Origin of the sequence: Limihaloglobus sulfuriphilus, assembly GCF_001999965.1 — a bacterium.
Lineage (GTDB): Bacteria > Planctomycetota > Phycisphaerae > Sedimentisphaerales > Sedimentisphaeraceae > Limihaloglobus > Limihaloglobus sulfuriphilus.
The window spans coordinates 2,127,995-2,140,535 of record NZ_CP019646.1 but is presented as its reverse complement, the minus strand read 5'-3'; the positions used below and the strand labels follow the sequence as shown (position 1 = coordinate 2,140,535).

At 47.8% G+C, this 12,541-nt stretch carries 12 protein-coding genes; 6 read left to right on the top strand and 6 right to left on the bottom strand.

Features of this window, described 5'->3' with window-relative positions; genetic code table 11:
• Window positions 1-49 precede the first annotated feature (49 nt).
• Both metX and SMSP2_RS08110 read right to left on the bottom strand, forming a co-directional pair.
• Window positions 50-1,837, bottom strand: coding sequence for a homoserine O-acetyltransferase MetX (gene metX / locus SMSP2_RS14865; RefSeq protein ID WP_186804647.1), 1,788 nt, complete (start codon window positions 1,835-1,837; stop codon window positions 50-52).
• Between the two features lie 149 nt (window positions 1,838-1,986).
• Window positions 1,987-2,685, bottom strand: a complete 699-nt coding sequence (locus SMSP2_RS08110; protein WP_146683469.1) for a hypothetical protein — start codon at window positions 2,683-2,685, stop codon at window positions 1,987-1,989.
• Between the two features lie 295 nt (window positions 2,686-2,980).
• Here SMSP2_RS08110 and SMSP2_RS08105 point away from each other — a divergent pair, with 295 nt between their 5' ends.
• From SMSP2_RS08105 to SMSP2_RS08085, 6 genes are read left to right on the top strand one after another with little or no spacing between them, the layout of a single operon-like run.
• A complete protein-coding gene (locus SMSP2_RS08105) occupies window positions 2,981-3,853 on the top strand; it encodes a hypothetical protein (protein WP_146683468.1) in 873 nt (290 codons plus the stop codon).
• A gap of 24 nt (window positions 3,854-3,877) precedes the next feature.
• Entirely contained in the window at window positions 3,878-4,024 is a 147-nt protein-coding gene (locus tag SMSP2_RS14860; protein WP_186804646.1) for a hypothetical protein, read from the top strand.
• A gap of 37 nt (window positions 4,025-4,061) precedes the next feature.
• Entirely contained in the window at window positions 4,062-5,117 is a 1,056-nt protein-coding gene (locus tag SMSP2_RS08100; RefSeq protein ID WP_222566305.1) for a rod shape-determining protein, read from the top strand.
• A 37-nt stretch (window positions 5,118-5,154) separates the two neighbouring features.
• Window positions 5,155-5,961 carry a rod shape-determining protein MreC gene (mreC, locus tag SMSP2_RS08095; protein ID WP_146683467.1) on the top strand — a complete coding sequence of 269 codons (807 nt, stop codon included), beginning with the start codon at window positions 5,155-5,157 and terminating at the stop codon, window positions 5,959-5,961.
• Window positions 5,962-5,964: 3 nt separating this feature from the next.
• The gene (locus SMSP2_RS08090; RefSeq protein WP_146683466.1) at window positions 5,965-6,477 is read left to right on the top strand and encodes a hypothetical protein; all 513 of its coding nucleotides are present in this window, start codon (window positions 5,965-5,967) and stop codon (window positions 6,475-6,477) included.
• The gene (locus SMSP2_RS08085) at window positions 6,478-8,553 is read left to right on the top strand and encodes a penicillin-binding transpeptidase domain-containing protein (protein WP_146683465.1); all 2,076 of its coding nucleotides are present in this window, start codon (window positions 6,478-6,480) and stop codon (window positions 8,551-8,553) included.
• Here the strand turns inward: SMSP2_RS08085 and rsmA are convergent, their stop codons facing one another.
• The 4 genes from rsmA to SMSP2_RS08065 form a co-directional block, all read right to left on the bottom strand.
• A complete protein-coding gene (rsmA, locus tag SMSP2_RS08080; RefSeq protein WP_146683464.1) occupies window positions 8,554-9,438 on the bottom strand; it encodes a 16S rRNA (adenine(1518)-N(6)/adenine(1519)-N(6))-dimethyltransferase RsmA in 885 nt (294 codons plus the stop codon).
• Between the two features lie 26 nt (window positions 9,439-9,464).
• Window positions 9,465-10,418, bottom strand: coding sequence for an AEC family transporter (locus SMSP2_RS08075; RefSeq protein WP_146683463.1), 954 nt, complete (start codon window positions 10,416-10,418; stop codon window positions 9,465-9,467).
• Window positions 10,418-11,095: a ribulose-phosphate 3-epimerase gene (gene rpe, locus SMSP2_RS08070; RefSeq protein WP_146683462.1), complete on the bottom strand. Its 678-nt coding sequence runs from the start codon at window positions 11,093-11,095 to the stop codon at window positions 10,418-10,420. The genes SMSP2_RS08075 and rpe overlap by 1 nt, the downstream gene beginning before the upstream one ends.
• A gap of 149 nt (window positions 11,096-11,244) precedes the next feature.
• A complete protein-coding gene (locus tag SMSP2_RS08065; RefSeq protein ID WP_146683461.1) occupies window positions 11,245-12,483 on the bottom strand; it encodes a phosphoglycerate kinase in 1,239 nt (412 codons plus the stop codon).
• Window positions 12,484-12,541 lie beyond the last annotated feature (58 nt).

Below are 12,541 nucleotides of genomic sequence, written 5' to 3'. Positions count from 1 at the left end.
CGCCGAAATCATTGCCCGCTTGATGCATCGCCGCGACTCAACAGGAGGTTTAATCCTTGCGGACAAGATAAATTGCCTGGGGCGCAAAGAAGTTTGGAGCCGGCTTGATAGTGCTCGGACTGCTGCCGCGAAGAGGTACTTTCTTTTCTATCACAACACCTATTTTACTGCAGAACTGCTCAAAATCCTTTATAGAAAGGAAATGTATATTAGGCGAGTTGTACCATTCGAACGGCAGCTCGGGCGTAACGGGTGCCTGTCCCTTGAGCATCAGGCTCAGCCTTACCTTCCAGTAAGCGAAGTTTGGGAAGCTGACAATCACACGCTTGGCAACACGCAAAAGTTCGCGAAAAACGTATTCCGGTTCTTTTAGTGTCTGTACAGTTTGGGAAAGCACGCCGTAATCAAAGGACTTATCCCGATAGCAGTCAAGACCGTTTTCTATGTCCTTGTGAATAACAGGTATGCCCTTGCTGATACATTTTATCACAAGATCCTGTCGTACCTCGATACCCTCTACTGACGCGTTTTTGTCTCGTGAAAGGCGATACAGCAAGTCTCCGTTGCCGCAGCCCGCGTCCAGTACCCTGCTGCCCGGTTCGATAACGTCTTCGATAATCTCATAATCAACGCGAACTCTCTTCGCTGATTCCTGCAAGTCGGCATAATCTATAGATTCGGGATCGAAGGGGCTGACATGGCTCTCGAATGAAGAAGCGAGAAAACCGCCTATCAGCGGGCCCAAAGTATCCGGTTCAAGCAAAAACGCATCGTGGCCGTAAGGAGACTCGATGTTGCAGTAGCTTACACTCTTATTGTTTGCCACTACGGCATTTACCATATCCACTGACTGCTCCGGAGTGAAAAGCCAGTCGCTCGAAAAGCTGACTATAAGCAGTTTTGCCTTTATCTTTTTAAACGCTGCCTCAAGAGAACCGTATTCTCTACCCAGATCAAAATAATCCATCGCTTTTGTTATATAAAGGTAGCAGTTCGCATCGAAGCGTTCTACAAAACTCTGGCCCTGGTGGTTAAGATATGTTTCTACAGAAAATTCCGGATTGAAATCATAAGTGTAATCCTGGGCAGTTCTTAACTCTCTGCCAAATTTCTCGCGCATACCCTTTTCGGAAAGATAGGTTATATGGCCTATCATTCTAGCGATGCCAAGGCCTCTTTCAGGGCCTTTGTCATTAGTATATTTGCCATCCTGGAAATCCCTGTCGGCCAGAATCGCATTACGCCCGACAGCATCAAAGGCTATCGCCTGGGGGCTCAGCCGGCTTGTAGAAGCGACAACTACCGCCGCGTCCATGAAATCCGGGTATTCTATCGCCCACTTGAGTGCGTGCATCCCGCCCATTGAGCCGCCAATTACGGCTAAAAGATGATTTACGCCAATTTTCTCGAGAAATAACTTCTGAACCCGAACCATATCGCCTATTGTGTAAACAGGGAAGTTTAAGGCATAAGGCTCGCCATTAGATGGGTTTATACTTGTAGGGCCGGTAGTTCCCGAACAGCCTCCGAGAAAATTGGAACAAACGACAAAATATTTATCTGTATCTATATATTTACCCGGGCCGACAAAATCATCCCACCAGCCGGGCTTTTTATCATCGGGTGAATTGTATCCGGCGACATGAGCGTTACCGGTCAGTGCGTGGCAGATATACACCACATTGTCACCGGATTCGTTCATACGTCCGTAAGTCTCGTAGGAAACATCAATTGGAGACAGTTCCCTGCCGCAATCGAGCGTCAGAGGTGATTGGGCATCCACTACTCTGACAGTCTTTGTTTCTACAATTCCAACACTGTTATTTTGCCTGTTCATTTCAGCGATAATACGCAAAACATGGCCGCGTGTAAAGTATAATCTCTTCTAATAAAAGGATTAAGAATAAATATTCAGCTTTGTGCGAATACTTTTATAAAGGCTTAATTTTGTTTATCAAACCGGCAGGCATGTCGATTAGCAGCGTTTTATTCTAAACAGGCACTCTGGGGTTCCCGGTTGCACATAAGCCATTGTGATACAAAGTTATATATCTCTGTCATATCGATTTTCTTTTTGTCATAGGGGCTGCTCAAAACCACGAAATCCTCCATGTCAACAATACAATCCCCGTTTGCGTCCATTGAGGGCTGCTCAGTGCAGATCCATTCGTCGTCGGAGATTGATGCCCGTATATAGCTGAATCCGCCGCCGGTTTCTCCGTTTGGCGGGGTGCCATACGACCAGCTTGTAAATTTTACGTCAATGTAGTAATCCAGATCAACAATATGCATAACAGCCGCCAGGCCCACAATATAGGCTGCTCCGGACTGGTGGGCATTTTCCCAGGTGTCAAAAACAAGATTCTCCCAGTTAGAAGCGTAAACTGCGCCGTAAGGGTTTCCGTTGAGCCCTTCGAAGGCCCATCTGGTGTTTACCGGCGAGGGGCCGAGCTTCTGGTAATGTTCTTCGCTGAAATAGTTGTAAATACCTGCATAGTCACCTCTTGTGATCCACGTGTTGTCTGTGATCCTGTCCTGGTTTTGCTCAAGATTATAATCTGCCCAGTCCTGTTTTACAAAAGTATAGTCCGTTACTCCGTCGAATTCAAAGACCTCTTCAGTGCCGCAATAACATGTCAATGGCAGAATCAGAGTAAAACACGTGATAAAAATATTTTTAAGCATATAGAACCTCAATTATAATTTAACAAAATTACATTAAAGCCGTTTTGGATTTATATGTCAAGGTTTTACCCGTTTCACGAAAGCGAATGTGTGCCGTATCGAGGGCTGAAATGACTTTTAAATAAAAGTTCCTTCAGCTAAAATTAAAAATTGCTTGACCAAAAGACCTTACAAACATAAAATCCCTGTTTGTTTGAAATTGTGTAATTATAAAAATATCTGTTAACAGATGGTCAGCGGACGGTAAAGTAAGTAACCGTAACCACTAACCTGCTATTATTCAAGGAGCTATACTTTGAACAGCTTTACAAAAGTACTCACGGTATTATTGACACTGGTATCAATTTTCCTCTGCGGAGCAGTCGTAACTTACGTTATTGACACAAGTAATGTAATGGACAAAAATGAGACTCTTCAGACCAATTACGATGCCCTTAAATCGAAAACCAATATGCAGCTTCGCCAGGCTGATGAAGGTTTAGTTAAGGCAAAGAATGAAATTGAGAGCCTCAATCAGAGAATTGCCGTTCTGGAAAAAGAAAAAACTGACGCGATGGTAGAGCTGAAAAACGCTCAACATGACGTTGTTAAATGGCAGGACCGTGTAAACGGCTGGGCCGGCGTTGTAAAAAGTTTTGAGCAGACTATAGGTGAGCTGGAAAAAACTCTTATCGCCACACGTGACCAGCTAAGCGGTGAACAGGTTGAAAGCGTCAAACTCAGCAACAGGCTCAACGAGATGACCACGGCTCTTGATGAGAAAATTGTTATGCTCGAGGCTCTTGAAGCGGAAAAACGCCGCTACCAGGAGAAAAACGCCATGCTTGAAGAAAAAATCTCTCAGCTGATGCAAGGCAAAAGCTCTGGCAGTACCACAACGGCTGAGCCTGTGACAAAGTCTGTGTCTTCAAACGTAAGCATGGCAGGCAGCAACCTTACCAATGCACCGATTCAGGGTGTGGTAACTGATATTAAAGATGATCTGGTCTCTATATCCGTGGGCAAAGCTGACGGCGTAAAATCCGGCATGAAGTTCCATATAGCCAGAGGCGTCAACTTTATCTGCGACATCACCGTCACAGACGTAGATGTAAGCAAAAGTGTCGGCATCATCGGGCTTAAAAGCAGCATGCCCAAGATTGGTGATTCAGCCTCTACCGAACTGTAACACAAATAAAAGCGGAGAAAATTCATGGCAAAACAAGTTAAAAAGTCAGCCCCGAACGATGTTTACACCGCTTTGATAGGCTCTGCACTGATGGTAACCCTGGCCACAGCTGTATTTGTAGCTATTCGGTGTTACTCCCAGTACGGCTCTATATTCAAAATAATAGAGTAATAACTCTTAAAAGGTTTTAAGATCGAAGGGCAGCAAAGTGTTCCGGGACGCGATTCTTGGCAAATTCAGTACTGATATGGGAATAGACCTTGGTACGTGCAATACTCTGGTCTGCGTGAGGAATGAAGGTATAGTGCTGAATGAGCCTTCGGTCGTGGCTGTGCGAAAAGGTACAAACATCGTCCTGAACAACGGTTCCGCCGTTGGCGAAGTAGCCAAGGAAATGCTCGGGAAAACCCCCGGCTCAATCACCGCTATCCGCCCGCTCAAAGACGGCGTAATCAGTGATTTTGAGATTACTGAGGCGATGCTGAGCTACTTTATCAAGAAAGTTCACGGCCGCGGCAGACTTGTACGGCCTCGGGTTGTCATATCCATACCCAGCGGCATCACGGAAGTTGAACGCCGCGCAGTTATTGACAGTGCCGAACGTGCAGGTGCCAGAAAGGTTTATCTTGTTGATGAGCCGATGGCGGCGGGCATTGGAGCCGGACTGCCGATTACCGAACCAACCGCGTCAATGATCGTTGATATCGGCGGCGGTACGACGGAAGTTGCAATCATGTCACTTGCCGATATCTCCAGCTGCTCGTCTATACGCGTTGGCGGCGATGATTTTGATGAATCTATAATATCACATCTTAAAAGAACTTACAATTTGTTAATCGGCGAGGCACGCGCTGAGAAGGTAAAAATACAAATCGGCTCTGCCGCTCCTCTTGGCGAAGAAATGACGATGGAAGTTGCCGGACGTGATACAATCTCTGGACTTCCGCGAAAAATTGTTATAACGAGCGAAGAAATCCGAGAAGCACTCAAAGAACCTATCTCTCAAATCATTGAATGCGTTACAGTTACGCTCGAAAAGGCAGAGCCTGAATTGGCTGCGGACCTGATCGACAACGGAATACATATCTGCGGCGGCGGGGCAATGCTTAGAAGTCTGGATAAGGTATTATCACAGGCAACGGGAATTTCTGTTACGATCGCGGACGATCCGCTCACATGCGTTGCCCGGGGAACAAACGTTTACTTAGAAAACCTCGAACAATGGAAAGATACAATGGACCAGGCGGATTACACCTGGGATTAAGACTCCGGCGGCGGGGATATTTGAAAAATGGTTATATATGGCCAGGCACCAGGTTAAGAAGACAAAAACAAAACTATTCATCGCCCTTCTGGGTCTGTCTCTATTTCTGCTGTTTACACCTCAAAGAATTACCTCAAGCCTGAATTTCTTTTTTGTCCAGCTTTTTAAACCTGCACTGAGCATTGGTAAAGAACTTCCTTACCGGCTTATAAAACCCGGAAGCATAAATTACGAAACCGTCTCACGCCGGGAATACAACAGACTTTGGGCGGCGTATAAAAACCTCGAAGCTGATCTGGACAGGCTTGCCCGGGACTACGAAACGCTGGCGGGCTACAAAGCATTCTTTCCAAACGAAGAGATACTTGTAACAACTGCCGGAATAATAACCTACCAACAGGACGAGTATCTCTCGATCGACAAGGGCACCAGTCACGGGATAAGAAAAGGCCAATATATTCTCGGACAGAATACAATTATAGGCGTTATAGGTGAAACATCCTCTACAACGGCCCGGGTGATTCTTGTTACTGATACAAAATCCAATATTCCCGTCATAATCTCCCGTGAAGGAAAGTCTAAAAAGATTACGGGGAACCTCAAGGGAACCGGTCTGGGAAGCTGTAAGATAGACCTCGTTTCAACATCGCAGGACGTAAAACCCGGCGATACTGTGCTCGCCGAAGCAATACCGGGCAAGCTGCCGGCTTCCAGGGTTATCGGAGAGGTTGTCAGGGCGTGGCCCTCGGAAAGCTCGCCGCTTTTATGGGACATCACAGTACTGCCCATATACAGGGCATCCGATCTGAACAATGTTGCTGTAATAACCCCGGAGAAGGAATAAAAGATGGCCTGGATATTCTATTCAATAATAATACTTATCTTCGCTGTTATAGACGCAGGCAATCTAACTAATTTTCTTGCCGTCACCGAGCTGAACATAAAACCTGAAATGATGGCGATAATCATGGCAATCCTGATCAGCTATTCTTCCAGCGAAGACGCTATAGGAATTGCGTTCTTTGTGGGCTTTATGGCTGACGTATCCGGTACGGCGATCGGGCCGTGCATGATCGGCTACGGAATCGCCGGTACGCTGTACTCAAGGATTCGGGGATTGATTCAATTCGAGCAGATCAGGTATCAGGTGCTCATACTTTTCGTTTTAACTTTTCTGTCGCTGATCATAGCCGAACCGCTGATACTCTGGAAAACTTCAGACATTATGCCAAGGATGATTATGCGGATTCTCGCCGCGTCAATATATACAGCAATCACAGGTCCCTTCATCTGGCAGGCAGCGGAATACATAAGAAAGTTATTAGGGCTGCCGCAGCGCCAGACTGACAGGCGTTTCTAAATGTATAACTCACGGTTAAAATTCTTAATCATATTATTTACCATTATGCTGGGCATCTGCCTGGCAAGACTGCTGTGGATCCAGGCCGCACTCTCAGAGCAAAACCGTGAAATCGTATCGAATATCGGGATTGCCCCGCCAAGGGAGCTGCCAACGCTGAGGGGAATGATCCTGGACCGCAGAGGCCGCCCGATGGCCCAGGAGATTGCTGATTTCAAACTCTGTCTGCTGTACAGATATATCCGGCTCAAAGACGAAAAATTCTGGCTGGCCAACGCTCTATTTACAGCTCAGGACAGGGGTATCAGTCCGGAAGACGCGATTCAATACTGGCACGAAGAGCTCGCAGATGAGCTGGAGAGGACTAATGAGCTTATTGCAGAATTCTTAGGGCTGCCGGGAATAACCCGGGAGATTATCGAGACAAATCTGTCGGAAATAAATAGCCGTATCTGGAGGCTTCGGGAATTTTTCGCTATGAAAAGAAACTTTCCCAATACAGAGATGACGTTGAGCGATTACCGCAGTATCCCCGAAGAGCAAAGGCTGATAATGGAGGCGCAGGTAAATGATCTTGCGGAAATGCATACACAGTGGCACTGTGTTGCCGACATCAATGAGCAGGCTAAAAACGCTGCTCAAATACGCTTTATCGCAGATGATGATGTCGGAATAGATGTTTCCTCAACCAGAAGCTACCCATTTGATGAGACTGCCGCCCATATAATCGGGTGGGTTAATCCCGCCCAGCCGGATAAGGGAATGTTCAGCTCTGATGAGCTGATGAAATACAAAGAGGGAGAGCTTGCGGGTTTTACAGGAGTGGAATACGTTTTTGAACCGCTTCTAAGAGGCCGCCGCGGAAAGGTTACATACCTTGGACACAACGGCGAAAAAGAGGTGATTGCAAGCGAATTCGGCATGAACGTAAACCTCACCATCGACGCGGTTCTTCAGGAGAGGATCGAAGACTGGGTCAGCAACCCCCAGGCAAACAAAAACAGCAGCAAGCCTACCGGAATTGTGATTATTGATGCTGCGACAGGCGAAATTCTTGCAAGCGTTTCAACTCCCTCTTACAACCTCAATAAGATGCGGGCAGATTTTACAGAAATCAAGAACTCTCCAAATTCACCATTAAAGAACAGAGCCATGTACAGCCTCTATCCTCCGGGCTCATCGATTAAACCGACAATACTGCTGGCAGGCATGGAAGAGGGCAAGGTTACACAGCACTCAATTATAAGCTGCCCGCCGGTGCCGGAGGAAAACTGGCCCAGATGCCTCTTGCAGCGAAACGGAAGCTGTCATGACTGGAGGTGGCAGTATGAGGGCGGCAATAACGCCAGAAACGCCATTAGAGGCAGTTGTAACATTTATTTTACAAAACTGGCCCACAGGATAGAATCCGAGAAACTGCAAAGATGGCTTTATGATATAGGTTTCGGCAGGCGGATCCTCGCCGATGCAGATCTGAGCTACGCCGAGGTAAGCCTCGAACAGTCACGGGGCTTGCAGGAATCACAGGGTATAATATCCGGCAGCATACCCCAAAAAAACGTAAAAACTTTTGAAGATCTGCCGCCTCTGCCGGCATCAGAGCGTAAATGGTTCGGCATGGGCCAGGGCAATCTGAGGGTTACAGTGCTCCAGGTTGCAAATTCTATGGCACTTATTGCCAGGGGCGGTGTTTTTATTCAGCCGACACTCTACAGGGACAAAAACCGGCAGGCGCCTCCAAAACAGCTTGGGATTGCTGATAATACAATTGAGACAATAAAAGACGGCATGTCTGCGGTAGTATATGAAACCGGCGGAACCGCCAATACAGCCTATAAAGAATCGGGCTTTGATGATGATACGGTAGAGTTGTTTGGCAAAACCGGTTCGACAGAGGCTCCGGCTAATGCGTGGTTTGTCGGATTCGCCCAGGACAGCCGCGGCCGCTCTGTTGCGATTGCGGTCGTAATAGAGGGGGGGCTGCACGGCTCATCAGATGCGGCACCGATCGCTTTCAAGAGTTTTGAAATCTTGAGAGAAGAGGGTTATATTGGTGAGTTCGAAGACGGCAGATAGCTATTTCAGCCGTTGAGATACGGCGTTTGCAAGCTCAACATACTGCTCGGGACGAACCTTCTCTGGACGGTCTTGAGGATTTATCCGAGCCGTTTCAAATAACGAGTCCCATTCGTTTATGCCGGAGAACTCTTCCGGAACAAATTTAACACATGCCTTCATCATCTTCCGGCGGTGCCCCATAAAGACAGATATGAGGCGTTTTAAAATATCTGGATTTTCTATCAAAGAGCATTTTCCCTCATCACGGACATACGAAACCATAGCCGATTCGACCTTTGGCGCCGGCCAGAAGACATCGGGCCCCAGTTTTCTGAGCAGTTTGACATTGCCCGCTGCCTGCATGAGTATCGAGAGTATTCCGTAGTGCTTATCACCGGCCCCTGCGGACATCCGCTGGGCAACCTCTTTCTGAACGGTGATATACATCGCGTCAAAGACAGGTTCAGCAGTAACAAGATTGCACATAAGAGACGCTGCTATCTGGTAGGGCAGGTTGGCAATGAGCATGAGTCTGCCTTTGAACTGCCTCCGCAGTGCGGCCAGCCGCTGCATCGCCTCAAGGTTTACTTTATTTTTATTATCCAGGGCGTCGGCGTTTATCATAGTTACATTTTCTCTGCCTGCCAGCACTCCGGCGGTTATCCGGCACATAAGCCGGTCATATTCTACAATAACAACCGCACCGGCTCTCTCGCTCAGGTCTTGAGAGAGTGTACCGGTACCGCAGCCGACTTCAAATACTATATCATCAGCGGTTACAGAGGCCTGCTGCAGGAGGAATTCGAGCAGATTCTTATCTATAAGGAAATTCTGGCCGAGCCGGTGGTTTGGAACCGCCGCTACGCCGGCAAGCAGGGCCTGTATTTCTTGTTTTGTCTGCATCAGGGAATATTCCTAAACTGTCAGTTTTAAATCAAAAACGCAAGTATCGCCGGCGCTGTCAGCATTGAAAGAAGATGCGTCAGCAGCACAGTTCCGTCTATAAATTCCTTGTCGCCGCCGTATATTTCACTTAACAGCATACTCGAAAGAGACACCGGCATGACGGCGACTATCATCATGATTTTCTTTGACAGAGCGTCTATTGGAAGAAAGCTGATAATAAAAACCGCCGCAAGCGGAACTATCACCAGCCGCAAAACACTCAGGAGCCAGACCAGCCGGTTCATGACCTCAGCGAGCTTTATCTTGGAAATCCTCGCCCCTGCGATTATCATTGATATTGGAACCACCGCCCCCGAGAGCATTGTAACCGCGTTGAAAAGGCTGTTTGCAGGCGTGCCTTTATCGCTTAAAAATCCCGGGTCAAACTGGAAAAACCGGCATACCGCCAAAAACAAAACCGCCAGATAAAGCCCCATCATCGGCGGACTGAGCAGGTGCAGCAGGCTTTTTAACCTGAAACTGTGTCCGCTGAGTATAAACATCCCCAGTGTCCAGACGGCAAGCTCAGCGCCGAGAGTGGAGAAGATCAGAATCCCCGTACCCTCACTGCCGAAGAGCGTGATGACAAGTGCCAGGGGGAAAAAAGAGTAATTGTTTATCGCGGATTGAAACAAAAAGGATTTATGTGTCTCGCGGCTGTGAATTTTGAACAGGCTGCACGCGATTAACCCGCCGATGTAGCCGATTAACATTATTCCAAACGAAATAGCCGGCAGGTACCAGCTTCGCAGCAGACTTGAAAAGGTGAAATTGCTTACTATGACGCTGAATATCAGGCAGGGGTAGAGCACATAAACATTTATGCGAGAGAGCCCCTGCAGAGAGTGGTTGTTCAGCCAGGCCCTGCGAAACGCAAGGGCTCCGGGAACCATCATCAGGAAGATACAGACAACCGATACCAGCAGAGTTAAAAACATCAGTCCAAACCCTTGGCGGCATCATCGAGGATCGCCTTCATCGCCGCGGCCCTGTCCGGCCGGTTAAAAACCGCAGAGCCTGCAACAAGAGTATCCGCCCCGTACGAGGCAACCTTGCAGGCAGTACCAACGTCTATGCCCCCGTCAACCTCAATGCGGATATCCGGCCCTGCCATCTTTCTGATGTCAATGCACTTGCGGGCGGCGTCGTCCATGAAAGACTGGCCGCCGAAACCCGGCTCCACCGTCATCACCAGTATCATCTCGCACATCTTTGCGACTTTTTCGATACTTGAGACCGGTGTCTTAGGTTTTATGCATACCCCCGCCGACATGCCCATATCATGAATCCGGTTTATCAGACCTGCGGGGTCATCGACGGTTTCAATGTGAAAAGTAATATGGTCACAGCCGGCGTTTTTGAAGTCTTCGGCATACCTGTCCGGCTCGGAGATCATCAGGTGGGCATCGAAACACAAATCAGAGTACTTTCGCAGCCATTTTATAATGGGCGCTCCAAAAGTGATATTTGGCACAAAATGCCCGTCCATAATATCAAGATGGACAATTTTCGAACCGGCCTCATCTATAACACGTGTTTCAGATGCCAGGTTCGCAAAATCGCTGCTCAGCACACTCGGTGCTATTTCTATCGTACCCGCTGGTGGAAGTTTCATTATATATCACTCCGAAATAATGGGTTATAATCACAAAAAACAGGCAAACTGCAAGAATCCCTGCGCGGCCGTGAGAGCTGTTTCGCCTGTGCCATAAAAAAACCGGCCGTGAATAACCCCACAGCCGGTTTAATATGATATCAGATATCTTATTTTTCGTCAAGCAGCTCCAGGCAGGCAAAAGTTTTGCCTTCCATCATCTCAAGAGATGCGCCGCCGCCGGTTGATACGTGGCTGACCTTGTCTTCCAGGCCGAGTGTCTTAATGGCGCTTGCGCTGTCGCCGCCGCCAATGACTGTGCGGGCTCCGTTAGCGGTTGCTTCTACCAGGGCATTAGCGACTACTGTTGTGCCGTTTGCGAAGTTATCCCATTCGAAGACACCCATCGGGCCGTTCCAGACGACTGTCTTTGCGGATTTTATCTTTTCTGCAAATATTTTCGCCGATTCAGGGCCGATATCCAGACCAAGCCAGCCGTCGGGGATACCGTTGGGCGTTGTCATTGTCTTGGCGTCCTGCGCGAATTTATCGCCGGCAACAGAATCAACGGGCAGAAGGATTTCGCAGCCGCCGTCCTTGCTTCTTTCGAGCAGCTCACCGGCGGTTTCTACAAAATCATCCTCGCAGAGGCTGTCTCCGATTTTTTTACCGAGTGCCTTGTTGAATGTGTAGGCCATGCCGCCTCCGATGATGATGGTGTCAACCTTGCTCATCAGATTGTCAATAACCTTTAGCTTGTCAGAAACCTTTGCTCCGCCGAGAATTGCGACAAAAGGTTTTTCGCCTTCATTGATAGTCTTGCCGAGAAACTTGATTTCCTTTTCAATGAGAAAACCTGCAACACGAGGCATGCCTTCCATAACCTGCGGAACGGTAAGCATCGAAGCGTTATCACGGTGAGCGGTACCAAAGGCATCGCACACATAAATGTCTGCAAGAGAGGCGATCTGTTTTGCGAATGCGTCTTTTGCTTCACGCAGAGCCGGGTCTTCCTTGGCGTCTTTGTCCTTGATTATCTCTTCTTTGTGGAAACGGAGGTTTTCAAGGAGCATAACATCGCCGCTCTTTAAGGCAGCGGCCTTTTCGGAAACATCTTCACCGATACAGTCGTCAACAAAGACTACATCCTTGCCGACAAGCTCACTAAGACGGGCGGCTACAGGAGCCAGCGAAAACTCGGGCTTCTTTTCGCCTTTTGGCCGTCCGAGATGGCTCATCAGTATAACACTGCCGCCGTTACCGAGGATATGCTCGATTGTCGGCATAGCCTTTGCTATACGCGCATCATCTGTTATCTGCCCCTCTGGATTAAGCGGGACGTTGAAATCTGCTCTAATAAGAACTTTTTTACCTTTGACATCAATGTCAGCTATTGTCTTTTTTGCCATTTTTATACCCTTTCAATTATTTTGGTGTAAATATAGGTTTCAAGATTAAAAAAGAATC

Coding starts and splice junctions, on each gene's coding strand:
- SMSP2_RS08075 (WP_146683463.1), bottom strand. CDS start 10,418: ATGTTTTTAACTCTGCTGGTATCGGTTGTCTGTATCTTCCTGATGATG.
- SMSP2_RS08090 (WP_146683466.1), top strand. CDS start 5,965: ATGGCCTGGATATTCTATTCAATAATAATACTTATCTTCGCTGTTATA.
- rpe (WP_146683462.1), bottom strand. CDS start 11,095: ATGAAACTTCCACCAGCGGGTACGATAGAAATAGCACCGAGTGTGCTG.
- SMSP2_RS14860 (WP_186804646.1), top strand. CDS start 3,878: ATGGCAAAACAAGTTAAAAAGTCAGCCCCGAACGATGTTTACACCGCT.
- SMSP2_RS08065 (WP_146683461.1), bottom strand. CDS start 12,483: ATGGCAAAAAAGACAATAGCTGACATTGATGTCAAAGGTAAAAAAGTT.
- metX (WP_186804647.1), bottom strand. CDS start 1,837: ATGAACAGGCAAAATAACAGTGTTGGAATTGTAGAAACAAAGACTGTC.
- SMSP2_RS08085 (WP_146683465.1), top strand. CDS start 6,478: ATGTATAACTCACGGTTAAAATTCTTAATCATATTATTTACCATTATG.
- SMSP2_RS08110 (WP_146683469.1), bottom strand. CDS start 2,685: ATGCTTAAAAATATTTTTATCACGTGTTTTACTCTGATTCTGCCATTG.
- mreC (WP_146683467.1), top strand. CDS start 5,155: ATGGCCAGGCACCAGGTTAAGAAGACAAAAACAAAACTATTCATCGCC.
- rsmA (WP_146683464.1), bottom strand. CDS start 9,438: ATGCAGACAAAACAAGAAATACAGGCCCTGCTTGCCGGCGTAGCGGCG.